The 23,324-nt window shown below is 57.7% G+C and carries 25 protein-coding genes; 15 read left to right on the top strand and 10 right to left on the bottom strand.

Annotation, left to right across the window (positions count from 1 at the left end; translation table 11 throughout):
• Positions 1-36: 36 nt before the first annotated feature.
• From xth to AUC45_RS10090, 3 genes are read left to right on the top strand one after another with little or no spacing between them, the layout of a single operon-like run.
• Positions 37-825 (top strand): exodeoxyribonuclease III, encoded by a 789-nt coding sequence (xth, locus tag AUC45_RS10100; RefSeq protein ID WP_067601851.1) that lies wholly within the window; start codon positions 37-39, stop codon positions 823-825.
• Between the two features lie 5 nt (positions 826-830).
• On the top strand, positions 831-1,937 hold the full coding sequence (gene ribA / locus AUC45_RS10095) for a GTP cyclohydrolase II (RefSeq protein ID WP_082701080.1): 1,107 nt from the start codon (positions 831-833) through the stop codon (positions 1,935-1,937).
• The gene (locus AUC45_RS10090; RefSeq protein ID WP_082701079.1) at positions 1,934-2,461 is read left to right on the top strand and encodes a GNAT family N-acetyltransferase; all 528 of its coding nucleotides are present in this window, start codon (positions 1,934-1,936) and stop codon (positions 2,459-2,461) included. Before ribA ends, AUC45_RS10090 begins: the two co-directional genes overlap by 4 nt.
• A gap of 12 nt (positions 2,462-2,473) precedes the next feature.
• Here AUC45_RS10090 and AUC45_RS10085 read toward each other — a convergent pair whose 3' ends face one another.
• Positions 2,474-3,424 carry a right-handed parallel beta-helix repeat-containing protein gene (locus AUC45_RS10085; RefSeq protein WP_067601848.1) on the bottom strand — a complete coding sequence of 317 codons (951 nt, stop codon included), beginning with the start codon at positions 3,422-3,424 and terminating at the stop codon, positions 2,474-2,476.
• 158 nt (positions 3,425-3,582) lie between these two features.
• On the opposite strand from AUC45_RS10085, the gene AUC45_RS10080 reads away from it, so the two are divergent.
• The 6 genes from AUC45_RS10080 to AUC45_RS10055 all read left to right on the top strand — a co-directional run bounded on the left by AUC45_RS10080 (position 3,583) and on the right by AUC45_RS10055 (position 9,032).
• A complete protein-coding gene (locus tag AUC45_RS10080; protein ID WP_197409544.1) occupies positions 3,583-3,963 on the top strand; it encodes a hypothetical protein in 381 nt (126 codons plus the stop codon).
• Positions 3,964-3,967: 4 nt separating this feature from the next.
• Complete coding sequence (locus AUC45_RS10075; protein ID WP_156423814.1) at positions 3,968-4,237, top strand: hypothetical protein; 270 nt, start codon at positions 3,968-3,970, stop codon at positions 4,235-4,237.
• A gap of 78 nt (positions 4,238-4,315) precedes the next feature.
• Positions 4,316-5,521 carry an acyl-CoA dehydrogenase family protein gene (locus AUC45_RS10070; protein ID WP_067601845.1) on the top strand — a complete coding sequence of 402 codons (1,206 nt, stop codon included), beginning with the start codon at positions 4,316-4,318 and terminating at the stop codon, positions 5,519-5,521.
• A 99-nt stretch (positions 5,522-5,620) separates the two neighbouring features.
• Positions 5,621-6,862, top strand: coding sequence for a CoA transferase (locus AUC45_RS10065; protein ID WP_067601842.1), 1,242 nt, complete (start codon positions 5,621-5,623; stop codon positions 6,860-6,862).
• Positions 6,863-8,089: an acetyl-CoA C-acetyltransferase gene (locus tag AUC45_RS10060; RefSeq protein WP_067601839.1), complete on the top strand. Its 1,227-nt coding sequence runs from the start codon at positions 6,863-6,865 to the stop codon at positions 8,087-8,089.
• 76 nt (positions 8,090-8,165) lie between these two features.
• A complete protein-coding gene (locus tag AUC45_RS10055; protein WP_067601836.1) occupies positions 8,166-9,032 on the top strand; it encodes a MaoC family dehydratase N-terminal domain-containing protein in 867 nt (288 codons plus the stop codon).
• A gap of 81 nt (positions 9,033-9,113) precedes the next feature.
• Here AUC45_RS10055 and ppk2 read toward each other — a convergent pair whose 3' ends face one another.
• The gene (gene ppk2 / locus AUC45_RS10050; protein ID WP_082701078.1) at positions 9,114-9,890 is read right to left on the bottom strand and encodes a polyphosphate kinase 2; all 777 of its coding nucleotides are present in this window, start codon (positions 9,888-9,890) and stop codon (positions 9,114-9,116) included.
• A gap of 56 nt (positions 9,891-9,946) precedes the next feature.
• Between ppk2 and phhA the strand changes: the two genes are divergently transcribed.
• A complete protein-coding gene (phhA, locus tag AUC45_RS10045; RefSeq protein WP_067601830.1) occupies positions 9,947-10,885 on the top strand; it encodes a phenylalanine 4-monooxygenase in 939 nt (312 codons plus the stop codon).
• Here phhA and AUC45_RS10040 read toward each other — a convergent pair.
• The 3 genes from AUC45_RS10040 to AUC45_RS10030 form a co-directional block, all read right to left on the bottom strand.
• Positions 10,882-11,142, bottom strand: coding sequence for a hypothetical protein (locus AUC45_RS10040; RefSeq protein WP_067601827.1), 261 nt, complete (start codon positions 11,140-11,142; stop codon positions 10,882-10,884). The two genes, phhA and AUC45_RS10040, sit on opposite strands and share 4 nt — an antisense overlap.
• Positions 11,143-11,232: 90 nt before the next feature.
• A complete protein-coding gene (locus AUC45_RS10035) occupies positions 11,233-12,090 on the bottom strand; it encodes an undecaprenyl-diphosphate phosphatase (protein WP_067601824.1) in 858 nt (285 codons plus the stop codon).
• Positions 12,091-12,148: 58 nt separating this feature from the next.
• Positions 12,149-14,011, bottom strand: a complete 1,863-nt coding sequence (locus AUC45_RS10030) for an ABC transporter transmembrane domain-containing protein (RefSeq protein WP_082701077.1) — start codon at positions 14,009-14,011, stop codon at positions 12,149-12,151.
• A gap of 202 nt (positions 14,012-14,213) precedes the next feature.
• On the opposite strand from AUC45_RS10030, the gene AUC45_RS10025 reads away from it, so the two are divergent.
• Positions 14,214-15,485: a polyhydroxyalkanoate depolymerase gene (locus AUC45_RS10025; protein WP_067601817.1), complete on the top strand. Its 1,272-nt coding sequence runs from the start codon at positions 14,214-14,216 to the stop codon at positions 15,483-15,485.
• Between the two features lie 41 nt (positions 15,486-15,526).
• On the top strand, positions 15,527-16,564 hold the full coding sequence (locus tag AUC45_RS10020; RefSeq protein ID WP_067601815.1) for a DUF1176 domain-containing protein: 1,038 nt from the start codon (positions 15,527-15,529) through the stop codon (positions 16,562-16,564).
• A gap of 2 nt (positions 16,565-16,566) precedes the next feature.
• Here AUC45_RS10020 and AUC45_RS10015 read toward each other — a convergent pair whose 3' ends face one another.
• Positions 16,567-17,160 carry a DUF4126 domain-containing protein gene (locus AUC45_RS10015; protein ID WP_067601813.1) on the bottom strand — a complete coding sequence of 198 codons (594 nt, stop codon included), beginning with the start codon at positions 17,158-17,160 and terminating at the stop codon, positions 16,567-16,569.
• 106 nt (positions 17,161-17,266) lie between these two features.
• Here AUC45_RS10015 and AUC45_RS10010 point away from each other — a divergent pair, with 106 nt between their 5' ends.
• The 3 genes from AUC45_RS10010 to AUC45_RS10000 are packed head-to-tail and all read left to right on the top strand — an operon-like array spanning position 17,267 to position 19,716.
• Positions 17,267-18,118, top strand: coding sequence for a hypothetical protein (locus AUC45_RS10010; RefSeq protein WP_067601810.1), 852 nt, complete (start codon positions 17,267-17,269; stop codon positions 18,116-18,118).
• Complete coding sequence (locus AUC45_RS10005) at positions 18,108-18,893, top strand: 7TM domain-containing protein (protein ID WP_067601807.1); 786 nt, start codon at positions 18,108-18,110, stop codon at positions 18,891-18,893. The genes AUC45_RS10010 and AUC45_RS10005 overlap by 11 nt, the downstream gene beginning before the upstream one ends.
• Entirely contained in the window at positions 18,874-19,716 is an 843-nt protein-coding gene (locus tag AUC45_RS10000; RefSeq protein ID WP_156423813.1) for a sugar-transfer associated ATP-grasp domain-containing protein, read from the top strand. Before AUC45_RS10005 ends, AUC45_RS10000 begins: the two co-directional genes overlap by 20 nt.
• A 63-nt stretch (positions 19,717-19,779) precedes the next feature.
• Here the strand turns inward: AUC45_RS10000 and AUC45_RS09995 are convergent, their stop codons facing one another.
• The 4 genes from AUC45_RS09995 to AUC45_RS09980 all read right to left on the bottom strand — a co-directional run bounded on the left by AUC45_RS09995 (position 19,780) and on the right by AUC45_RS09980 (position 23,194).
• A complete protein-coding gene (locus tag AUC45_RS09995) occupies positions 19,780-20,961 on the bottom strand; it encodes an acetyl-CoA C-acyltransferase (protein WP_067601801.1) in 1,182 nt (393 codons plus the stop codon).
• 83 nt (positions 20,962-21,044) lie between these two features.
• A complete protein-coding gene (locus tag AUC45_RS09990) occupies positions 21,045-21,494 on the bottom strand; it encodes a MaoC family dehydratase (RefSeq protein ID WP_067601798.1) in 450 nt (149 codons plus the stop codon).
• Positions 21,495-21,614: 120 nt separating this feature from the next.
• Positions 21,615-22,988, bottom strand: a complete 1,374-nt coding sequence (locus tag AUC45_RS09985; RefSeq protein ID WP_067601795.1) for a putative O-glycosylation ligase, exosortase A system-associated — start codon at positions 22,986-22,988, stop codon at positions 21,615-21,617.
• Entirely contained in the window at positions 22,985-23,194 is a 210-nt protein-coding gene (locus AUC45_RS09980; protein WP_067601792.1) for a hypothetical protein, read from the bottom strand. The genes AUC45_RS09985 and AUC45_RS09980 overlap by 4 nt, the downstream gene beginning before the upstream one ends.
• Positions 23,195-23,324 lie beyond the last annotated feature (130 nt).

Raw genomic sequence — 23,324 nt, 5'->3', positions numbered from 1 at the left:
TTGATTGACCGTCCCTCGCGTCCTAAGCCACGCGCCATGATCTCAGTCACCACCTGGAATATCAATTCCGTCCGCTTGCGCCTTCCCATCGTGCAAAAGTTTTTGAAAGAGCACGGCCCCGACATTCTGTGCCTTCAGGAAATCAAATGCGTTGAAGAGCAATTCCCGGCCAAGGCTCTGGCCGAAGCGGGCTATGAACATCAGGCGGTTTGCGGACAAAAAGGGTATCACGGGGTCGCGACAATCAGCCGCCTGCCCATCAAGGAAGTCTCCCGTCACGACTGGCAGGCAAATGGCGAAGCGCGGCATGTTGGTGTCGAAGTCGTCGGCAAGGATATGGTCGTCGAAAATGTCTATGTCCCTGCCGGAGGCGATGTCCCCGACCGCGAGCAAAACGCGAAATTTGGTCAGAAGCTCGATTTTCTGGAGCGCATGGCCAGCTGGGCCGACGCAGTGGATCGACCCACTCTGATCGTCGGCGATTTCAACATTGCTCCTCTGGAAAGCGATGTTTGGAGCCACAAGCAATTGCTTAAGGTCGTCAGCCACACGCCTATCGAGGTTGAAGCGCTGGATCGCTTCAAACAGGCGCATGACTGGGTCGATATCGGGCGCGAGCATATCCCGCATCCCGAACGATACTTCAGCTGGTGGTCTTATCGATCGCCCGATTGGCGCAAGAATGATCGAGGACGCAGGCTTGATCATATGTGGGCAACGGGCAGTCTGGCGAAACAGGCAAAAGGCCACCACATATTGGAAGATGCCCGAAGCTGGGAGAAACCCTCCGATCACATTCCGATCACAACCGAGTTCGACATCTAAAGCGCATGTGTGACAATCACGCCCCCGATGACCTGAAGACGCCATCGCCTGAACGGCGCGCGGCGCAGGCGGTGGATGCGCTGCGCCATGGATGGGCGCTCGATTTTGCAGGTGGGCCAGTTCTCTTGCCGATCGAGACAGCGATTGCGAGCGGGGCGACGGCAGATCGCTTGCTCATATCGGCAGCGCGTGCAGCGACGCTGAAACTCACTAACCAACGCGATGCTGCGACAAGTGGCGAAGCGCCGCATACCCCGATACTGATCCGGGGGGGCGAGGCGATGGCGCTTCATTCAGCGCGCCCAATCGCTGATCCATCGCTTGACCTCGACAATCCATTGAAGGGGCCATTTCGTGCTGAGCCTATCAGCTGGGCCGACGAAGCGGTGGCAGCGATGGAGTATGCCCGGATTGCAGGCATCCTGCCCGCCTTTATGGTTGATCCGCGCGAAGGGGGTGAACCGCATTCGCTTATCGCCAGCGATCTTCGCGCGTATACCGATGCGGGCAGGCTCGACATCATCACCCGTGCGCGTTTACCGGTCACTGCGACCGAGGATGCTGAAATCATCGCTTTCCGCTCCACTGCCGATACGCGCGAACATGTCGCGCTCGTCATAGGCGAGCAGACAGGTGATCGGGTGCCCCTGGTTCGGCTTCATTCCGAATGTCTGACAGGCGATGTTCTGGGCAGCCTCAAATGCGATTGCGGACCGCAACTGGATGCAAGCCTTGATGCAATGGCGCGGCATGCGCGCGAGGATGGCGGATGGGGCATCCTTCTTTACATGCGGCAAGAAGGGCGCGGGATTGGCCTCATCAACAAGCTGCGCGCCTATCGCCTTCAGGATCAGGGGTTCGACACGGTCGATGCAAATCAGCGGCTTGGTCTTCCCGACGAGGCACGCGATTTTCCCGTGGCCGCAAGAATGCTGGAACTGATAGGTGCGACCAAGATCCGCCTGCTCACCAACAACCCGGCGAAGGTAAAAGCGCTGGAAGACCATGGCATAACAGTTGCCGAACGCGTGCAGCATCAACTACCCGATAATCCCCACAATGCTCGCTACCTTGCGACAAAGCGTGACCGCTCAGGACATCTCCTCACATGACTGCCCCTGAAATCGCCATCACATTGCGCCCGGAACGAGCGGGAGACGAAGAGACGATCTTCGCCCTAACCGAAGCCGCATTTCGCGATATGCTATTCAGCGATGGCGACGAACAGCACCTGGTGAACCAACTAAGAGAGGATGGTGATCTCACCCTTTCTTTGGTCGCAGAAGATGCCGAACGGATCGTCGGCCATATCGCGATTTCGCCAGTGCGCATCAGCGGCGGCCCGCCTGAAAATGATCGCGACAACTGGTATGGGCTGGGCCCTGTTTCAGTGTGGCCGGATCTGCAAGGGCAGGGCATTGGCAGCGCTCTGATAAATCGCGCCATCGCCGATATGCGCGCACGCGGGGCGAAAGGCATTATCCTTCTGGGTTCGCCCGAATATTACAGCCGTTTCGGGTTTAAGCATGAGCCGCAACTGGCCTATCCCGGCCCGCCAGCCGAATATTTTCAGGCCCTGTTGTTGGATGGGTGTCTGCCGAGCGGCGTGGTAACCTATGCTCCCGCTTTTGGGTGAAATCGGCCCGCGTCAACGCGCATCATATTGCTCAATTCCCGACGCTAGCCGGTTGCCTTCCATCACCAAGCGGGTGCCTGACCAGTCTGCCAGAAACGCGGTTTTGCGTTGGAGGCCGGGCACAAAGCGCGCATCGTTGTCGCGCACGATCAGGCCATCAGACGGGTTCTGCGATCCGTTGGCGCCAAGTGCGATCAACGCAGAATAGTTCTCTTTGTCGCGCCCTTGGATGAACCAATTGCTCGCGATAGTTCCCTGGCTGCCATCGGGAAGGTCGATCATATAATTGGTGGAGCGGCCCTGAGCATCGTCGAAACTGTTGTTTTCTATCACATTGTTGGGCGCGCGCGATTTGACATAATGCCCGCCTGTGCCGCGCTCAAACCGGCTTTCGCGCACAGTGAGCGATCCGTATTTCCCGACATAGATCGAATGCGCACACCCCGCGGAATTCTCACACGTGCCAAGACGGCTGAAGGTGGAACGGGTGATGAAAATGCGGCCATCAGGATCATTGGCGGTGAGGATACCTTGCTGGCTATCGAGAAACCGCGTGAAAGCGATGTTGAGATTGTTTTTCTCAAGCCTGATCCCTGCACCATTGCCATCGGGCACGCTTATGCCGGTGAAGGTCAGCCCGCGTATTTCTGCTCCGTCGCCGCGCAACACCAAGGCCGCCTTGCCTTCGCATGTCGTACCTGAAAACACCGCCGTTCCGTATTCCTGGGCAGCGAAAGTGATAACGCCCGCTTTCTGCACCGCGCATTGGCGATACGTGCCGGGTGCAATCGCGATTGTAGCGGTGTTTGCCCCCACGGCATCGACTGCAGCTTGCAATGTCGAGAAGCTCTGCCCGGTTTCAGCAATGGTGAAATCGCCAGCCGAATTCTGTGCGGAATTTGGCGCAGCAAGCGCCAGGGTTGCAAGGGCACTGAACGATGCAAGAAGGATGCTTTTTTCCATGGTTCGCCGAATAGCACAGTTTGCGTCAGTTGCGCGTTAGCTGACGAAAGGGTGCAGAAACGGCACAAGCTTGGGGGAGAAGAATTGCCCTTGGCTCAGGCCATGCTGAAAGGCTATCATGCGGGAAATATCTGAGGATTGCATGGAGGAACCCCTAAATGAAAAAAGCAATCAGCATAGCGTCTGTCGCAGGCATCAGCCTCGCGCTCGCCGCTTGCGATACAACTGATGATGCATCGAGCGATGCGACTGCCAACACGGTTGAACAACCTGCTGCCGAAGCGCTTGAAGATGTGACCGAAGAGCCGGTTGAAGATGCAAACGCATCTGCGCCAGCCGAGGAGATCGAAGGCCCACCAGCTGTCACGCAGGAAGTCGCAACCGAAGCGGCTGATCAGGGCGCTGCTGTTGCTGCCGATGCGCAATCCGCTCTCGACGCGATTGAGGCAGCAGAAGCCGCTGAAGCGGCAGAGGCCGCCGACAATCTCGATGCCGCTTTGGATGACGCCGCTCCAGTTGCGGAAGAAACCGGCGATTGATCAGATGACAACGGATCGGCGAGCCTTTGATAGAAAAGCCTTTGCAACGTCTGTGATTGCATTGGCGCTCGCCGCGTGTTCCGGCAGCGGCGAAAACCCGCCGGGCGCTGTGAGCGAAGGCGAAAAGCAAGCGTTGAGAGACGCCGCCGAAATGCTTGATGAACAGCGCCCGCCCGTCAATGCAATCGCGCCAACCGTCGCCGAAGAGCCCGATACTGATGCCGGCGACAACGCAGAAGTGACAGGCGACGGCGCCCCTCAACCCAATCCATAAAGAGCACTCGGCAATACGAGTAGCAGCATCGCACTCGTTTTGCCCCCAAGACACCAAGCACAAGGGACACACACCAGCATGAATGTCGCGCCCGCGCACAAAGAGCAATTCAACACCGGGATGGACCCGGACATTTTCGAACAGTTTGCCGAGCAGCTTGAACGGTTCGTACGCGAGCGATTGATCCCTGCTGAGAACGAAGTGATCGAGAACGACGCCGTCCCGCCTGAGATCATTCAGGAAATGCGCGACATGGGATTGTTCGGTATTTCGGTGCCGGAGGAATATGGCGGTGCAGGCCTCAACATGACGCAATATGCGCGCGTCGTGAATATGATGAGCTATGCAGCGCCTGCCTATCGCTCGATCTTCTCGATCAATATCGGCATGTTTGCGAGCGCGCTGAAAAACGGCGCCACCGAGGAGCAGCGCGCAGAATGGTATCCCAAGCTGGTCGAAGGCAAGATCGCCTGTTTCGGCCTGACAGAGCCAGGTTCGGGCAGCGACAGCGCAGGGCTTCAAACCACTGCAAAGCCTGATCCTGATGGCAATGGCTGGATCTTGAACGGTACCAAGCGCTACATCACCAACGCCCCGCACGCCGATTTCGCACTCATCATGGCGAGGACGGAGAAGGAAAACTTGCCCAAGAACGCGCATGTCAGCGCCTTTCTTGTGCCGATGGATGCGCCCGGTGTCTCCACCGGATCACCGGACAAGAAGATGGGCCAGGCCGGCAGCCATGTGTCGGACATCATGCTCGATGACGTTAAAGTGCCGGGCGATGCGCTTTTGGGAGGCGAGACGGGGCGCGGCTTCCGTTTTGCAATGCAAAGCCTCGACAATGGCCGAATTTCGGTGGGATCAGCAGCGACCGCCTATGCCCGCCGCGCACTCGATTCTGCCATGCGATACGCCAATGAGCGCAAGGCGTTTGGCGAACCCATCGCCCGCTTCCAGCTAATCCAGGCGATGCTGGCTGACAGCGAGACCGAGATTTACGCTGCCGAATGCATGATGAAAGATGTGACGGAACGGGCTGATCGGGGTGAGAACATCCTTGTGAAAGCCGCGGCCTTTAAGGTTTTTGCATCTGAAATGTGCGGCCGCGTGGTCGACAGGGTCGTCCAGATCTACGGAGGCGCGGGATACCTCGCAGAATACGATGCTGAACGCTTCTATCGCGATGCCCGCATTTATCGAATTTACGAGGGCACTACGCAAATCCTCCAGCTTCAGATCGCCAAGCACATGCTGCGCGAGTGGGAAGCGCTAAACGGATAAAAGGAGAGCAGCGCCCACCCCGCTGCGACTAGCGAGCAAGCTCGCAAGTCTAACTCCCCTTCCGCTTGCGGGAGGGGCCAGGGGTGGGTCCACAACCATATGTATAACTTACTCAATGACCTCTCTATCATCGAAGTCTCCAGCTTTGTCGCCTCACCCACAGCAGGCCTTTACTGCGCGCAATTGGGCGCAGAGGTTATTCGCGTAGATCACAAGGCGGGCGGCCTCGATTATGATCGGTATATGCTCACCAAAGAGGGTCGCTCGCTCTCGTGGGAGAACCTCAACCGCGCAAAGAAATCGGTCGCGCTCGATCTACGCAGCGGTGAGGGGCGCGAGCTATGCGTCGAGTTGGCCGCACAGACAGGCCAGTGCATCACCAACCTTCCCGAAAAAAGCTTTTTGAGCCACGCCGCGATGAAAGCAGCGCAACCAGGAAACGCGCCCGATATGACGTCGGTGCGCATCCTTGGCTGGCACGATGGCAGGCAGGCGATGGATTTCACGGTCAATGCTGCAAGCGGATACCCCTTGATGACCGGCCCTGAAGAATGGGACATGGCGACAGCACCGCCCGTGAACCAGGTCCTCCCCGCATGGGATTTTATCACGGGCGCTTATTGCGCTTTTGCACTTATGGCAGCGCTCAGACACCGCGACACAACCGGCGAAGGCTCCGAAGTGCGGGTGCCGTTGGGCGATGTTGCCATCGGCACAACCGCCAATGCGGGGATGATGGCCGAGATGCTCTATCGCGGATCGGACCGGCAACGGCTTGGCAATGCCATCTGGGGCGCGTTCGGACGCGATTTCCGATCAAAGGACGGCGTGCGTTTTATGGTCGCAGCTCTCACCGCAAAGCAATGGGCGGGCCTTGTCGAAGCGTTCGGTGTGGCAACGCCAATCGGTCAATTGGAAGCAAAAGTAGGCGTAAAGTTTGCCGATGGCGATGATCCCCGCTTCAAGCACCGCGAGGCTTTGTTCGAGATCTTCCAAACAGTCGCTGGCAGCCATGATTACAAGGCGCTCGAGGCCCGTATGGCGGCATCGGGATGCACATTCGAGAAATACCGCACCGCTTACGAAGCGGCGAATGATCCGGTCCTGGTGGCTGACAATCCGTTGTTCGGACCTTCGCCGGCAAACCCGTCAGGCTTTGAATACCCTGCTACTCGGTCCTTCGCGAACCTACCCGCACATGAGGCAGGCGATCCCGCTCCGGCACCGTATCTAGGTCAGCATTCTGAAGAGGTGCTCAGTGAACGGCTTGGGCTTTCAAGCGGCGCGATCGGCAAGCTCGTCGATGCTGGCACCGTGGCTCTCTCAGACAAGGACAGATAAATGAGCAGACGTGCAGCCATTGTTTCGCCCCTGCGCACCCCGGTGGGGAAATTCCTTGGCGGACTGTCGAGCCTCAATGCAGGCGAGTTGGGCGCTATCATCCTTAAAGCATTGGTCGAACGTTCCGGGATTGATCCGGAACGCGTGGACGATGTCGTCTTCTCCCAGGGTTACGGCAACGCAGAAGCACCCGCCATTGGCCACTGGTCATGGCTGGCCGCCGGCCTGCCGCTTGAGGTGCCGGGCTATCAACTAGACCGGCGCTGTGGATCGGGGCTGCAAGCCGTCGCCAATGCCGCGATGATGGTCGAAACCGGCATGGCTGATGTCGTGGTCGCCGGTGGGTGCGAGAGCATGTCGAATGTCGAACACTACACTCTGCAAGGGCGCGGCGGGGCGCGGATGGGCGATATCACGCTGCACGATCGCCTGTCGCGCGGGCGATTGATGAGCCAGCCGATCGAACGCTTCGGCATTATCACCGGCATGATCGAGACGGCAGAGAACCTCGCCAAAGACTACGAAATCACGCGCGAAGAAGCGGACGCATTCGCTGTGCGCTCACACCAAAACGCTGCGAAGGCTTGGGCAGATGGCAAGTTTGCCGAGCAATTGGTGACCGTCGACGTACCGCAGCGGCGCGGTGATCCCGTCACCTTTGACCATGACGAAGGGTATCGCGCCGATGCCTCGATGGAAACACTCGGCAAACTGCGCCCGATTGATGGCAAGCGCGATCCCGAAGCTATCGTCACTGCAGGCAATGCCAGCCAACAGAACGACGCGGCCGCGGCCTGTCTGGTCGTCGCGGAGGAGAAGCTGGAAGAGCTAGGCCTTGAACCCATGCTCTATTTCAATGGCTGGGCGGCGGCGGGCTGTGACCCCTCTAGGATGGGCATTGGCCCTGTCCCCGCGACCGAGCGGCTGTTTGAGCGGCGCGGGTATTCATGGGACGATATTGGCCTTGTTGAAGTCAACGAAGCTTTCGCACCGCAAGTGCTCGCCGTGCTGAAAGGCTGGGGCTGGAGCGCGGATGACAGCCGGCGCGATATCCTGAACGTGAACGGCTCTGGCATTTCGCTTGGCCACCCCATCGGTGCGACCGGTGGGCGAATCCTTGCCGATATGGCGCAGGAAATGCATCGGCGCGATGTGCGCTATGGGCTGGAGACGATGTGCATTGGCGGGGGACAGGGAATTGCCGCAGTTTTCGAAAGAGCGGTTTAGTTCACCAAACGCACGCGTGAGAGGCCTTTCGCGCAAGAAACGTCTCATTTTGGGACAATATAGGTGGGTAGTTGGAATGCCAGATACAGACGACCAACCCTACGCCGCATGGATCGGCCGACAACAGTCTGACAGGGACAGATTAACGCCAGAGCACGCGTTCCGGTGGTGCGCTACCTTTGATCTTGAACGGCCCAGCGATGGGATCATGCCGCAGGGTATTCACTTTGCTTTGTGCACCCCACAAGCGCGCAGCGATACGCTTGGCGAGGACGGGCATCCCGCGCGCGATGATAGCACAAGCAGCTTCTTGCCGCCCTTTCCCATGCCTCGGCGCATGTGGGCCTCCAGCGCGATTCAATTTGTCGCCCCCATTGCACTTGGCGCTGCGATCAAACGAACAAGCCGGGTGATATCCATCAAGGAAAAGGAAGGTGGATCGGGCAAGCTCGCCTTCGTCGATGTCGAGCACGAGGTGAGTGCAGATGGCAGGCTTTCCGTGCGCGAGACCAAAACTCTCGTTTACCGCGATGCTGCGGCAAGCGATGTGCCGCTTAGCCCACCCGAACTCGCGGGCACCACATTTGACCCTGCGGAATGGGAAGCGCACCGCGCGCTAACTCCCGATCCGCGCCTGCTGTTTCGTTATTCTGCGCTGACATTCAACACCCACCGCATACACTACGATGCACCCTATGCGCGAGATGTTGAACGCTATCGTGGCCTTGTGGTGCACGGCCCGCTCACGGCATCGCTGCTGCTACAATTGGCGGCAAATGAGCTCGGCGAAAATGCTCTTCGCACATTCAAGTTTCGCGGGATGTCTCCTGCAATCGCTGGGGAACCAATTCACTTGGTGATGCGGAAAACGGATGATGGTTTCGAATTGGGCGCATTTGCGGAGGATGGAAGGCAGGTGATGAAAGCTAGCGCTAGCATTTGACCCAAGATCTCCCGCAGGCACGAGGTGAGTCAGAATTGGCGATGAATGAAACCTAGTCGTAGCGGGGGCGGCCCCGCTGGCTTAATCCAACCGATAATCCTCAATCGGCTTGAGCACGCCGAAGCTCTCTTTCTTGGTTTTCCTTCCCAATTCTGGAAAGTCGATCTCCGGCAACTCACAATGCGTATCGGGCAGTCGGTCCAGCAAGTCGCGGATCAGCGTTAGCCGACCCAGTTTCTGATCATTGAAGTTCACGAGAGTCCACGGTGCGTGGTCATAGTGGGTCGCTTTCAGCATAGCCTCGCGCGCCTTGGTGTAGTCGTCATACTTGTCGCGCGCTGCAAGATCGATTGGCGAGAGCTTCCAGCGCTTGAGCGGGTCTTCCAGGCGCTCTTCCAGCCGTTCTTCCTGGCGTTCCTGATCGGTCGTCAGCCAGTATTTGAACAGCAGTATGCCATCATCGGTCAGCAGCTTTTCGAAGACCGGGACCTGCCGCATAAAATGCAAGATCTGTTCTTCATCGGCAAAGCCCATCACCGCTTCGACGCCTGCGCGGTTGTACCAACTGCGATCAAACAGCACGATCTCGCCAGCATGCGGCAAGTGCTGGATATAGCGCTGGAAATACCACTGCGTCTGCTCATCTTCGGTGGGCTTTCCCAAAGCGACCGTGCGGCACTGGCGCGGGTTTAGTTTGTCACGCACTGCCCGGATTGCGCCGCCTTTCCCCGCCGTATCGCGCCCTTCGAACAGCACCACAATCCGCGCACCTGTAATCCGCGCCCAACGCGCCATGGCGACGAGCTCTTCCGTCATCGGTTCCAATGCCTTGCGGTATTCCTTGCCTTTCAAAGCCACGCTTCTCGCCCCTTTTTCGCTTGTCTCACCGCTTTTCTAGTATCACATGACAGTGCATGGCTACCGTTGCAGATCACAAGACCGATTTTAGCACGCTTCCCGAGCTGCCGAAGGACGTGTTCACAGCGCCGCTCGCGAAACCTTCACATGTGGGCGATGATTGGCTGGAGCCTGCGCAGACCCAATATTCCTCAGAAGATCACGCTGTGTGGGACGATCTGTTTGCACGGCAGATGGAAGTGCTTCCTGGCCGGGCTGCGTCCGCTTTCCTGAAAGGTCTCGAGCGGCTCGATCTGGGGCGCGGCGGAGTGCCCGATTTTGGCGCCATGTCGGAAGAATTGGATAGACTGACAGGGTGGAGCGTGGTCCCCGTGCCAATGCTGATCCCCGATCATGTGTTCTTCTGGCACCTTGCTAATCGGCGCTTTCCCGCGGGAAATTTCATCCGCACGCGCGAAACTTTCGATTACATCCAGGAGCCTGACGTCTTCCATGATGTCTTTGGACACGTGCCGATGCTGACTGATCCCGTGTTCGCCGATTACATGCAGGAATATGGACGCGCCGGATGGAAGGCGATGCGGTATAACCGGCTAAAGGCCTTGGGGTCGCTCTATTGGTACACGGTGGAGTTTGGACTTATCGAAGAGGCTGACGGGATAAAGGCCTATGGTGCTGGCATTCTGTCAGGGCCAACCGAGGCGGTCTTTGCAGTCGAAGCGCAAAGTCCCAACCGCATCATGCTCAATGTCGATCGCGTGATGCGCACGGATTATGTGATCAGCGATCTTCAGCCGACCTATTTCGTGATTGAAAGCTTTGAGGATCTGTATCGTCAGACTGTGGAGCGCGATTTTGACCGACTCTACAGAAACCTCGGCGCAGGCTTCACCTATGCCAATTCAGCCGTCATCGATGTCGATAATGTGGTGCACCGGGGGACGCAGGAATATCATCTGCGCGGCGGGCGCGGTAGCGGCGCCAAGCCGGTTTAAACTTCGCTGGTCCTGCTTCGGACAAGAACGTGATAGGCTGCAAGAACTGCAGTCGCAGCTGCGCAGGCAAACCCAAGCGCGGCAGGTGATAGGCCTCCCATCATCGTCATATTGTTCGCATAAAGGCCCACAGCCACAGACGCTGCCATTGCAAGTCCGATCTGCCGCAATATCGAGCCCGCAGCCTCAGTCCGGGCAAGGACAGAGGACAGCCAGCCAAACGTCAAACCAACAAGAACTAGCACCATGAGGGCCATCGGAACGCTCTTCACCTTTCTGCGTGTGTATCATTGCTTCTACACACGGGTGCGGCGTTTTGTTCCTGAGTTATTGCGGATAATTCGCATTTAAAAAAAGTATAGGAGCGCGCAGCCCATCGCGACCCGGTAAACCACGAATACCATCATTGAGGCGCGCTTAAGGAAATTCATCAGAAACGCCATTGTGAGGAAGGCCGAGATAAAGGTCAGTACACCTGCAATGAGCGCATCCCAGGCAAGCTCTGTTCCCGCCTCGAATATCTCGGGCACAATCAGAACCCCAGCCCCTGCAACCGCTGGGATCGACAGCAGGAAAGAGAACCGAGCCGCCTCCACGCGCTTGTACCCGAGGAACCGCGCCGCAGTCATCGTCACACCCGAACGGCTGGTGCCCGGAATGATCGCAAGAGCCTGCGCCACGCCAACAATCAGACCATCGCGCCAGGTCATGTTCTCAAATACCTTCACCTCTTTGCCGATGTAATCGGCGAGCCCCAGGAGCAGTCCGTAAACGATGAGATTGAACGCGATGAGATCGGTGAACCGGATCGAACTCATCAAATCGTCATCGACAATCTCAACTCCGAACAGGTCCGTCGCGATGCCGTTGAAAAGGCCCATTTTTATTGAAAGGCCAAACGCGACCGCGGGGATTGTCCCCAGCACGATCCACCAGAACAGGCGGCGCTCAGCGGGGGCATTGGGCGCGCTTGCTCCGACACCGACGCTCGCAAACCCGCCGCGGGCCAAGACCAGTACGTCTTTGAAGAAATAGACGATAATTGCGAGAAGAGATCCTACGTGCACCGCGACATCGATCAGGGGTCCCTGATCGGGAAACTCGGTTAGATAGGGGATCAGGATCAGATGCCCTGACGAGGAGATCGGCAGAAACTCGGTGATCCCCTGCACCACGGCAATGATGAGCAATTGCAGTATCGTCATGGCGCGCAGCCAATGCCAGCAAGGACGGCCAAGTCAATCCGTCTAGACCAAAGCGTCCTTAAACGAGCTCGCTTTCCCCAAATTGCAGCTTTGCAAGGCGTGCATAGAGCCCATTTGCCGCCGCCAATTGATCATGAGTGCCCTGTTCGACGATCTCGCCATTATCGAGCACGATGATCCTGTCCGCAGCGCGCACGGTTGCAAGCCTGTGCGCGATAACCAGCGTCGTGCGATCAACCATGAGCGTATCAAGCGCTTGCTGCACCAATTGCTCGCTTTCCGCGTCAAGAGCGCTGGTCGCCTCGTCTAAAAGCAGGATCGGCGCATCGCGCAGCAGTGCGCGGGCGATCGCCACGCGCTGACGCTGACCGCCAGACAATTGCGTCCCGCCCTCGCCAAGATAGGTGTCGAGCCCATCGGGTAGTTCGCGCAGAAACCCTTCGGCATTCGCCGCTCGGGCCGCGTCCCAGATATCCTCTTCGCTCGCATCCCAGCGGCCATAACGCAGATTGTCGCGCGCATTGGCACTGAACAGAATACCCTCTTGCGGAACGAAAGCGATCCGCGCGCGGATATCGGCAGGATCAGCTTTGGTAAGGGGGACGCCATCGAGCCGGATCGTGCCCGATTGCGGATCGTAGAACCGCTCTACCAGCTGGAAGAGAGTCGATTTGCCCGCACCCGAGGGACCGACGATCGCGATCGTTTCACCCGGTTCAATTTCGAGGCTGAAATTGGTTAGCGCGGGTGTTTCGGGACGAGCGGGATAGCGGAACGTGACATTGCGGAACGAGAGGCTGCCACGCGGCGGTTCCGGCAGGCGCTCAGGCCTCTCTGGCGCAGCAATCTCGGGCTGCGATTCGAGCAATTCAGCAAGCCTGCTCGCGGCTCCTGCGCCGCGCAGCAAATCGCCGTACACCTCGGTAAGCGCGCCAAATGCGCCTGCGACGATCCCGCCGGTGATGACGAAAGCTGCAATTGTACCGCCTGAAATTGCGCCGACCGACACGGCTTCTGCCCCGCGCCACATAACCAGCGTGATCCCGCCAAAAATCAGCACAATCACGATGGAAGTCATCGCGGCGCGCAACATTATGCGTTTTCGCGCGGTATCGAATGTGCGCTCAACCACGCCCTGAAATCTGTCTGCCTCGCGCCGTTCCTGGCCAAAGCTTTGGACGACTTTCATCGCGCTCAAAACCTCGGTGACATAAGCTCCCACATCAGCCACGCGGTCCTGGCTTGAGCGTGAAATTGAGCGGATCTTGCGACCGAAAAACACGATCGGAGCAAGCACAAGCGGAATGCCAATGAGTAGGCCAATCGTCAGGCTGGGCGCGAGATAAAGCAGCAATATCGTGCCGCCAATCGCTGTTAGGACATTCCGCAAAGCGACCGAAACCGTCGTCCCCACCACCGTTTCGATGATGGCGGTATCGGATGTCATCCGGCTTGAGATTTCCTTGGGGCTGTTCTCTTCGTAGAATGAAGGCGACATGCGCAATAGGTTGCGCTGAACCTTGGCGCGGATATCGGCAACGACGCGCTCACCGATCCAGCTTACGAAATAGAACCGCAGGGCCGTGCCAATGCCAAGGATCACGACGATCATCAGCAGGTATTGGAACGCGCTCGCGATTTCTTCTGATCCGGCGCCGCCCGAAAACGCGTCATCGACTATGACTTTGAACCGCCAGGGGATCGCCAAGGTTGCACCAGCGGTCACCATCAGCGCGAGCAACGCCCAGCAGATTTGCGCAGGATATTTGCCCGCCTCGCGATAAACCATCTTGAGCGGCGCAAGCGAACGCGATTTCTTTTCCGGAACCGTTTTTTCACGCACAGCATCACCAGCCGCGACCGTAATCGCAGCGGTGTTTTCTGCCGTGTTTTGAGCTTCGCCCGACATTTCGAGGCTCATCTAGGGCGGACGGGCCACAATTTCACGTGCAAAAAACGCGTCTTCCCCCTTTCCATTTATCGGACAGTTACAAATTGTGCATTGCACAATTACCCATTAGCCTCCATTTGGGTTGAGGGATCAAAGACGGGAATTGCGCCAATTTCTCGCGCATTCTGAGAGATTTTACCGAGGGCACATGCCCTTATGAAAGGGGCATTACATGCTTTATCAGGCCTACGAGCTTCAACGCAGCTGGCTCAATAGCGCCAGCGCTTGGGCTTCCATGGGTGCAGAAATGCTATCGAGCCCCGCCAATCCATTGAGCCATATGGGCATTGGGTCGATGACAGCCAACGCGCTCGATGTGTTTGCTCACGCCACGGCGAATTATGGCAAACCCGCTTTCGGCATCACTGAGGTGGCTCTGGATGGCAAGATCTACTCGGTCATTGAGTCGACCGTGCTCAATCGCCCGTTTGGCGATCTGAAGCGGTTCCGCCTCGAAGGCGTCGACATCATTGACGGCGAAGCGACCGCCCGCCGTCCCAAACTGCTGATCGTTGCACCGATGAGCGGCCATTACGCAACGCTTCTGCGCGGCACGGTCGCTCGCATGCTGCAGTCGTGCGAGGTTTACATCACCGATTGGGCCGATGCGAAAACGGTGCCTCTGCATGAGGGACATTTCGATCTCGATGATTACATCGACTATTTAATTGAATTTCTTGAATATATCGCCGCGCAATCAGGCACTGAGCGCGAAAAGCCCAGCCGTCCCCACATGATGGCGGTGTGCCAGCCATCGGTTCCGGCTTTTGCCGCGACATCGCTTCTCAATCAGCATCGCTCACCAGCCAGCCCCGATACACTTACCATGATGGGTGGGCCAATCGACACCCGCGAAAGCCCGACAACCGTTAACGATCACGCGATGAATCGTCCGATCGAATGGTTCCGCGGTTCGGTGATTGCGACCGTTCCCATGAATTACCGCGGCGCCGGTCGGCGTGTTTACCCCGGCTTCATGCAGCTTTCCGCGTTCATGAGCATGAATCTGCAAAGCCACATGATGAGCCATTATGAGATGTTCAAACACCTCACCGCTGGCGATGATGAAAGCGCTCAGGCAACGAAGGATTTTTACGACGAATACCGCGCGGTGTGCGACATGACGGCGGAATTCTACCTCCAGACGGTCGAAGAAGTCTTCCAGAAGCACTCAATCCCGAATGGTGAATTCCGCCACAAAGGAGAGATCGTGGACCTCAAAGGCATCACCCACACCGCACTTCTCGCCATTGAAGGCGAGCGTGACGATATCTCAGGCCTCGGCCAGACGAAGGCCGCGCTGAAACTGACGCCCAATCTCGATAAGAGCAAAAAGCAGTATTACATGGCCGAAGGTGCCGGCCACTACGGCATTTTCAACGGCAGCCGCTGGCGCAACAAGGTCGCGCCCGTGGTTGAGGAGTTTATCACGGCGCACAGCTAGGCGATGCTTTTGATTAAGGGCGAGCCTGCTAGGCTTGAATCATGATCTGGTTGACCGCCCTTCTCCTCACCCCTCCCGCAGCGCCGCCATCGATTGCGGAAATCCCAGAGCCCGCCGAATTCGGCGACTGGATCGTGGTGTGCAACAACATCCGCGATTGTGAGGCGATCGCTGCCAAACCGGATATAGCCACTGGCTCAAATTGGACACTCCGCACGGAGCGCGGCGCAGGGTCTTTAGACGAACCGACCGTCAGCGCGGCGCCTTCTTTTGATTTCTACGACAAGCCAACAACCATTCGAATTGATGGCCGCAATTCGACCTTCGCATTTGACGCGAGTGGGTATTTAACGAGCAATCCAATTCCCTTCCTCAAGGCGATCGCTCGCGCGCGGTCCGCGCAGGTGATCGGCCCTGATGGTGAAGTCTTCGGGGACCTCCCGGTTACGGGAGCAAGCGCTGGTCTTCGCTGGATCGATGATCAGCAAAAGCGTGTCGGCACCGTCACCGCCATTGTTGCCAACGGTACGAGGCCTGCAAGCGCGGTTCCGCCCACACCTCGTATCCCGAGCATCGCTCAACCCAATCCGTCCGATGCGCCAGCGCGAACACTAGGAAAGGAGGCCATCGCTGCCGTGAAAGAAGCCGGGGAGTGCTCCACCGCACCCGGAGAGGCCGAATTTTACCGTCTCGATAAAGATCACTCGGTCGGCATCATCCCATGCATGCTCGGCGCGTATCAGGCGTCTGCCATTATCGTGATTGTTGATGAGGCGGGCGACTGGTCATTTGCACCAATTGAGCAGCCCCGCGAATTGTCCATTTCCTATCGTCCCGTCGAACCGTGGATGTATGCTGGCATCACAACCGCGGATTATGCGCCTGCGACCCGCATGTTGTACGAATTCGCGAAAGGTCGCGGGCTTGCCGACTGCGGACAGAGCGCGAGCTGGGCCTGGGATGGAGAGATGTTCCGTCTCGCATCCTTTAACGAGATGCGCGAATGTAGGGGCACGCCGCCGGGCGATTGGCCCTCGCTATGGGTGACTGAGAACGCGCAGATGCGCGCTGCCGACTAGACTTAAGTTCTGGACGATCTGAAAAACACTCGTTTCACCACTCTGCTCGCAATCCACAGCAGCCCAAAAACCAGCACCAACAGCACCGCGGCTACGCCAGCAGCCACTGCGGGATATTCATACGCGACATATAATAGCCCGACCGTCGCAATATCCTCGGCGCTGGATGCAGCGATATTGCTCACCGGTTCGGGCGATGTGTTGACGACAGCACGTGCCGATGCCTTCCCGCCATGAGCTAGGAAGCTTGCTCCGCCGCCGAGCATAAAGGCGATCACCTGCATTGCGGGATCGGACGGATCGACAATCGCCAGCGCCAACAGCGCCCCGCCAATAGGCCGCACCAGCGTGTGAACGGTGTCCCACAGGCTATCGAGCCACATCACCTTGTCGGCAAAGAATTCCGCAAGCGCACCAAGCGCCGCGATCCCCATCACCCACGGGTTTTCAAGGACGGCAAGACTTGCAAGGTGTTCTGGCACAGGCAGCGCATCCAATCGCATCGCGAGGCCGGTTGCAAATACGCAAAGATAGAGCCGCCAGCCGCTCAATAGGCTGACGCTGCCTGCAATACCGATGATTTCCATGATCCCCATGGATGCAAGTGTGCGCCGCGATCACGCGACATGCAAGCGCGCCTAGGTAGTTTACGCGGTAGCGAGCTAACCGTGATCGAACGGTCAGGCCCTATTCGACCGTGCGATGTTCGTCCAAGCACTCTCGTTACTCGCCGGGTTCGAGGCAGATCCTTATCTGCGCCTTGAGCTCGACGGCGTCTATTCCGAAGCGGAAGTCGAACAAGGCGATGATGATGTTGATGCAAGCGCCATCATCACCGAGGCGACCGCTGGGCTGGAGTTTGAAAACGACCAAACCGAAATTGAGCTGTCTGCGCAGGCTGAATATGTCGAGTTTTCCAATCCCGACTTCACCGACCGTGTGCGATATTTCGCGCGGATCGGCATCGAACATGAATTCGATGATCACTGGGAATTGCGGCTGAGGGCCGAGCGGAGCAACCGCTTCCCATCGGTTGAATTCTTCGACATCGATGAAACCGAATTGCGCGCAAGGCTGCGGTTCGAGCCTGTGCGCGCGCATCGATTTGGCGCAGCGTTTCGCTGGCGCGAGCGCCGTTATTCGGATGGCAGTGATGCAACGGGCGATGGGCCGCGGATCGAGGGCGAATACCGCTATCGGTTTGGCCGATATCACTATCTGGAACTTGATGCGCGCTACGAGGACATTCGCTCAGACGATGCATTTCGCACCTATGATCGGCAATTGGTTTCCGTGACCTACACCCATCCGCTTGGCCGCGATCTGCGAGTGAGGCCTAAATTCGAGTGGCGCGTTACCGACTTTCCAGGCCGCGCCGTCGATGATGGAGGCACTCGCCGCGACGAGCAATTCACCCCGGAAGTTGAATTTCTGTATTGGCCCGGCGAATGGCGCACATCGGCTGAGTTTCAATACAGGCGGCGCAAATCAAACGATCCGATCCGCGATTTTTCGGGATTTCGGGCGCAGCTGATGATCGCCTATGTCTTTTGAGCTCCCGCCCCGCCCCAAGAATCGGCTCGCCGTTCTTCGAGTGCTCGCCTTTGCATTATCGGGGACGCTGCTCCTACTGGCGCTCGTTGTCGAAGCGGTGCTGACGGCACCTGCTACAGTGTTCAGCGTGCCAAGCCCATCACTGCCGTCAGCGATGGAGCGTTGGGGCTTTGATGCCTCGCACCTGATTTTGACTATGCCGCTCGGCGCTGTGATCGTTTTGTTCAGCCGCGTCGTAATCGGCATTGATACCTTCGGCATATTCACGCCCATGCTGATGGCGCTTGCCTTTATGCAATTGGGTCCATTGCTGGGACCGCTCGCGATGGGGCTCATCATTCTGCTTGGTGCGCTAATCGTGCCGCTGCTAGACCGGTTCAATGTGACGCGCATGGGTATGATGGCGGTTCTGATCGGCGTCGTCGCGCTGATCCAGTATGCTTTGCAGCGCTGGTATGGCGGCGCATTGCTCGACACTTCGTTCCCGATTGTCATTTCCGCACTGGTGGTGGAGCGCTGGTGGATCACGCATCAAAGCGAGGGCCGGATTGAAGCGGCCAGCCTCGCCTCGGCGACCATTCTGCTGGCCATCATCATCCAGTTTGCATTGGCGGGAACCACGCTTCGGGCGGCTGTCGCATCATCGCCCTATCTTGTCCCATTGATCGCCATCATCGCTGCCTTGCTGCTTTCGCGATATCGCGGGCTGCGCCTTACCGAGCTCAACAGATTCACGACCGTGCTGGAGGAAGACCGTGGATCTGCTCGGAATTAATCGCCGCAACAAAATGATCGCTGACGTCAATTCACGGCGCTCCATCGCTCTTGCAAACGACAAGGTTGCATCGAAGGCGGCACTCAAGAAAGCCGGGGTGCGGGTGCCCGAAACTCTGATGACGATCAAAGGATTGTCCGACATCGCCATTGCCGATTTCGCCGATCTGCCGGAAAGCTTTGTCGTCAAGCCCAACAAGGGCAGCAAAGGATTGGGCATCGTGGTGCTTCATCGACAGAGAGCGGGCACCTGGAAGAACGGCGATGACACCTGGAGCAAGGCTGATCTCAAAGAGCATCTCAATCGCATTTTCACCGGCCATTACAGCAATTCAGGCGCGCACCGCGACACGGCATTTCTTGAAGAGCTCGTGACGGCCAGCAGCGTCTTCGAAGAAGTCGGCGCGCATGGCCTTCCCGATGTTCGCGTGATCTGTTTCGAACATAAGCCGATCCAGGCAATGCTGCGCCTGCCGACGAAGCTATCGGGGGGAAAGGCGAACCTTCATCGCGGTGCGGTTGGGATGGCGATTGATCTTGAGACCGGTCGCTGCACGCGCGCATGGCATGACAATCGCGAAGTCAGTGAGAACCCGGCTACAAGCGAGACTTTAATCGGTTTTGAGATCCCCAAATGGCCAAAAGTGCTGGAAGAAGCGGCAAAGGCATCGCGCGCCATCGACCTCAACTATTGCGGAACTGACAGCATCATCACCGCCGAAGACGAAGTAGTAACGATCGAGGTCAACGCCTTCCCCGGCATTGAAATCCAGAACGTCAACAAGACGGGCCTGCGAAGCCTGCTTCCGTATCGAACCACGTGATCGAGCAAAAAGAAAGGGCGAGGATCGCTCCCCGCCCTTTCCAAATTCTTCTGTTTGTCAGGTCTAGAATACCTCGAACAGGCCAGCTGCGCCCATGCCGCCGCCGACGCACATGGTGACGACGACGTATTTCGCGCCGCGGCGCTTGCCTTCGATTAGCGCGTGGCCGGTGCAGCGCGCGCCGGTCATTCCATAGGGGTGACCGATCGAGATCGAGCCGCCATTGACGTTGAGGATATCGTTATCGATGCCGAGCTGGTCACGGCAATAGAGCACCTGCACGGCGAACGCTTCGTTGAGTTCCCAAAGGCCGATGTCGTCCATCTTCAGGCCGGTTTGCTTGAGCAGCTTCGGGATCGCGAATACCGGGCCAATGCCCATTTCATCAGGCTCGGTGCCAGCAACCGCCATACCAACATAGCGGCCAAGCGGCTGAAGGCCCTTTTGCTCAGCAACTTTAGCTTCCATCAGAACGCTTGCTGAAGAACCATCCGAAAGCTGCGACGCGTTGCCGGCGGTAATGACTTTGTCAGGGCCCATGACCGGGTTCAGCGATGCCAAGCCTTCCAACGTTGTCGAAGGACGGTTGCCTTCATCCTTGGTAATGGTGACCTCTTGCTGGCTGACTTCGCCGGTTTCCTTGTCCTTCACCATCATCGTTGTGGTGACGGGGATGATCTCGTCATCGAAGTGGCCTGCCTCTTGGCCAGCAGCGGTGCGCATTTGCGATTGCAGTGCGTATTCATCCTGTGCTTCGCGGCTGATGTTGTAACGCGCGGCAACCGTTTCTGCGGTGCCAAGCATCGGCATGTACACATCCTTGTGCATCGCGATGAGCGATGGATCGGGCGCGACCCGCATTTCAGGTGTTTGGACCATGGAGATCGAATCCTGACCGCCGCCAACGACGATATCCATATTGTCGACAATGATCTGTTTCGCTGCCGTCGCAATTGCCATCAGGCCCGATGAGCACTGACGATCAATCGTCTGCGCTGCCACAGTGACGGGAGCGCCGCCGCGAAGAGCGACCTGGCGACCGATATTGCCGGCCTGCGTGCCCTGGGTAAGTACTGCGCCCCACACCACATCGTCGACTTCGCCGCCTTCGATACCGGCGCGCTCGACAGCGGCCTTGTAAGAGAACGAGCCGAGTGTTGCGCCGGGGGTTGCGTTGAAGCCGCCTTTATACGCGCGGCCAATTGGCGTGCGGGCGGTGGAGACGATGACTGCGTCACGTGACATGTTGGGGGTGTCCTTTGATTTGGGTGATACGATCCGAGGCACTCTCGAAGAGCGCCCATCTTAATGAGTTTCTATGACGCCGATTAGACGAAGTACTGCGTGATCCACTCACAGATCAGCGCCGGCTTTTCCTCGCCTTCGATCTCGATCGTGATTTCAGCGGTCTGCTGCCACTGTCCGGGACGCTTCTCGATCATTTCGACGAGCTTCCAGTGGCCGCGAATACGCTTGCCGACGCGCACAGGCGCGATGAAGCGGGTTTTGTTGCCGCCATAATTCACGCCCATCTTCACATTGTCGATCTTGGGCATGTCGCTGTTCGCGCCGAGATAGGGGATCATCGAAAGCGTCATAAAGCCGTGAACGATGGTGCCGCCAAACGGCGTCATCTTGGCGGCTTCTTCGTCGATATGGATGAACTGATGGTCACCCGTCGCATCAGCGAACATGTTGACCTTTTCCTGAGTCATTTCGACCCATTCCGAAGAGCCGATATTCTCGCCAACTTTGGCGGCCAAATCCTGCGGTGTCATGCGTGTCTCCTCTGCCCTGCGCCACCGCCGGGAAGCGGCGCGTCCAGTTTACGTTTACGTTAACTGAGCCACTTAATGGCAGGCCCTTGCGCGTAACGCAATGGCAAAGCTCGCCCGCCTTTATGCCGTAGCGGCAGAGGCCTTTTCGCGCATGCGCAAGGGCCGCGAATCATCTATGCTGGCCTCACCTTCGAGGATCTTGCTGTAACTCCAAAGCGCCGCCTGAAACGCGATAATGAGCATGATGAACGGCTGGAACGCGATGCCGACGAACACCGCGCCCACAAGATAGATGATATGCGATTGCTGGAGTGCGAGCGCGAGCGGTGAGACCCACCTGTCCCGCTCGGATGTGCGGTTCTTCCAGCCCTTATAGAGTTTGCGCAGATGCCACAGGCCCAGCCCATGCAGCAGCAGGAACAGTCCGAGTCCGGGCCAGCCTTGTTCGCCCAGCATTTCAAAATAGCTCGAATGGTAAGCGCGCGCTTTGTCGACGACGGTTTTCTCAGTCACCAAAGACGCATTGGCACCGCGGTTTTCCTCGACCAGATCAATTTCGATCGAATTGGCACGGTATGCCGTGAAGCCGCCTCCAAACGGGTTCTCCATTGCGTAATCGATCGTCCATTCCCACACGGCGAGGCGAGAAGAGGCTGACTGATCGGCTTGGTAGTTCTGGATCGTCGCCATACGCTCTGTAAAAGAGGCGGGCAGGAACGGAATTGATGCAACCATCGCGACCGCCATGAGAGCGCCGTAAAGGACGCGCCGCTTCATCTGCACGAGAAGCAACAATCCAAACACGGCAAGACACACAAGCCCTGTCCGGGCGCTCGTACCGATGGGGATCAGGATCGCGGCAAATGTATAACCAGCCGCAAACGCTTTTGTCTTCCAATCGCGCGGGAACACCCGGCCATGCGTTGCGACCCACCAGATCAGCGGGATCGCCGTGATCGCAGCGCACGCAATGATCGAGCTTTCGTAGAGACCTGAATTGTCATCGACGAGAAGCCGCAAACGGCCATATCCCCCGCCGCCAAGAAACGTCTTCACTCCGCCATTGATGACAATTACCGAAAGCGAAAGAACGTAAAACATGATCGCCCCCTCAATCCGCAGCCGCGATGTAAGGGTGAGTGGCAAGAAGGCTGCAAAGATCAGCGATTTCCAGACCCAGTCCCATTTTTCGGCAGCAGAATCGGGAAAATCGGCCGAGCCTGTCGTCACAAGGCAATAGAGAAGCAGAGCAACGATCAACCCCTGCCGCATGCCAAAGCGCGCCTTGCCCTTGGTCTTGTCGAACAGCAGCCATCCACCAACCATCGCGCCAAACGTAATAAGCGACATCTGGATCGAGGCGAGGATCTGTGTGCCGACTTTGCTGGGCGAAACAATTTCGATGTAAAGGTAGAGCAGCACCCACACGAAGGGGTGCTTGAGACCAGCAAGAAGCAGGATCACAAAGAAGCCAAGGAGGAAGACTTCAGTCACTGATCGCGCTTTTCCTGGCTGGCGCGCAGACGGGCTCGGCGGCGTTCAGAGGGGGTTTGCGGCTCATCATCGCCGTTCGCATCATCCCCCGCACCGGCATCAGGTGATGGCACCAGATCAGCGTCCAGATCGCTGCGCATCATCAGCCGGAAAGCTGCGATAAACAATACCGCATGCACAAACGCAATCGTTACAATGTTTACCATTCAGCGACCTTCGGGCGTTGGACTTTGGAGGGGCAGGGGTTCACATGACACCTCGTGCAAAGGGTGTGGTAACGATTTTCGTTTAACAGGCTCCTAAGCAAACCCGTTGTTGGCAGCAAAGACGATACAC

This window comes from Erythrobacter sp. YT30 (assembly GCF_001542875.1).
Taxonomy (GTDB): Bacteria; Pseudomonadota; Alphaproteobacteria; order Sphingomonadales; family Sphingomonadaceae; genus Erythrobacter.
The sequence above is the reverse complement of the archived record's forward strand: the minus strand, read 5'-3'. Positions and strand labels throughout refer to the sequence as shown.

What these genes read in the sequence shown, in the direction of transcription:
- xth (WP_067601851.1), top strand. Translation starts at nt 37, where the DNA reads ATGATCTCAGTCACCACCTGGAATATCAATTCCGTCCGCTTGCGCCTT.
- ribA (WP_082701080.1), top strand. Translation starts at nt 831, where the DNA reads ATGTGTGACAATCACGCCCCCGATGACCTGAAGACGCCATCGCCTGAA.
- AUC45_RS10090 (WP_082701079.1), top strand. Translation starts at nt 1,934, where the DNA reads ATGACTGCCCCTGAAATCGCCATCACATTGCGCCCGGAACGAGCGGGA.
- AUC45_RS10085 (WP_067601848.1), bottom strand. Translation starts at nt 3,424, where the DNA reads ATGGAAAAAAGCATCCTTCTTGCATCGTTCAGTGCCCTTGCAACCCTG.
- AUC45_RS10080 (WP_197409544.1), top strand. Translation starts at nt 3,583, where the DNA reads ATGAAAAAAGCAATCAGCATAGCGTCTGTCGCAGGCATCAGCCTCGCG.
- AUC45_RS10075 (WP_156423814.1), top strand. Translation starts at nt 3,968, where the DNA reads ATGACAACGGATCGGCGAGCCTTTGATAGAAAAGCCTTTGCAACGTCT.
- AUC45_RS10070 (WP_067601845.1), top strand. Translation starts at nt 4,316, where the DNA reads ATGAATGTCGCGCCCGCGCACAAAGAGCAATTCAACACCGGGATGGAC.
- AUC45_RS10065 (WP_067601842.1), top strand. Translation starts at nt 5,621, where the DNA reads ATGTATAACTTACTCAATGACCTCTCTATCATCGAAGTCTCCAGCTTT.
- AUC45_RS10060 (WP_067601839.1), top strand. Translation starts at nt 6,863, where the DNA reads ATGAGCAGACGTGCAGCCATTGTTTCGCCCCTGCGCACCCCGGTGGGG.
- AUC45_RS10055 (WP_067601836.1), top strand. Translation starts at nt 8,166, where the DNA reads ATGCCAGATACAGACGACCAACCCTACGCCGCATGGATCGGCCGACAA.
- phhA (WP_067601830.1), top strand. Translation starts at nt 9,947, where the DNA reads ATGGCTACCGTTGCAGATCACAAGACCGATTTTAGCACGCTTCCCGAG.
- AUC45_RS10040 (WP_067601827.1), bottom strand. Translation starts at nt 11,142, where the DNA reads ATGGCCCTCATGGTGCTAGTTCTTGTTGGTTTGACGTTTGGCTGGCTG.
- AUC45_RS10035 (WP_067601824.1), bottom strand. Translation starts at nt 12,090, where the DNA reads ATGACGATACTGCAATTGCTCATCATTGCCGTGGTGCAGGGGATCACC.
- AUC45_RS10030 (WP_082701077.1), bottom strand. Translation starts at nt 14,011, where the DNA reads ATGAGCCTCGAAATGTCGGGCGAAGCTCAAAACACGGCAGAAAACACC.
- AUC45_RS10025 (WP_067601817.1), top strand. Translation starts at nt 14,214, where the DNA reads ATGCTTTATCAGGCCTACGAGCTTCAACGCAGCTGGCTCAATAGCGCC.
- AUC45_RS10020 (WP_067601815.1), top strand. Translation starts at nt 15,527, where the DNA reads ATGATCTGGTTGACCGCCCTTCTCCTCACCCCTCCCGCAGCGCCGCCA.
- AUC45_RS10015 (WP_067601813.1), bottom strand. Translation starts at nt 17,160, where the DNA reads ATGGGGATCATGGAAATCATCGGTATTGCAGGCAGCGTCAGCCTATTG.
- AUC45_RS10010 (WP_067601810.1), top strand. Translation starts at nt 17,267, where the DNA reads ATGTTCGTCCAAGCACTCTCGTTACTCGCCGGGTTCGAGGCAGATCCT.
- AUC45_RS10005 (WP_067601807.1), top strand. Translation starts at nt 18,108, where the DNA reads ATGTCTTTTGAGCTCCCGCCCCGCCCCAAGAATCGGCTCGCCGTTCTT.
- AUC45_RS09995 (WP_067601801.1), bottom strand. Translation starts at nt 20,961, where the DNA reads ATGTCACGTGACGCAGTCATCGTCTCCACCGCCCGCACGCCAATTGGC.
- AUC45_RS09990 (WP_067601798.1), bottom strand. Translation starts at nt 21,494, where the DNA reads ATGACACCGCAGGATTTGGCCGCCAAAGTTGGCGAGAATATCGGCTCT.
- AUC45_RS09980 (WP_067601792.1), bottom strand. Translation starts at nt 23,194, where the DNA reads ATGGTAAACATTGTAACGATTGCGTTTGTGCATGCGGTATTGTTTATC.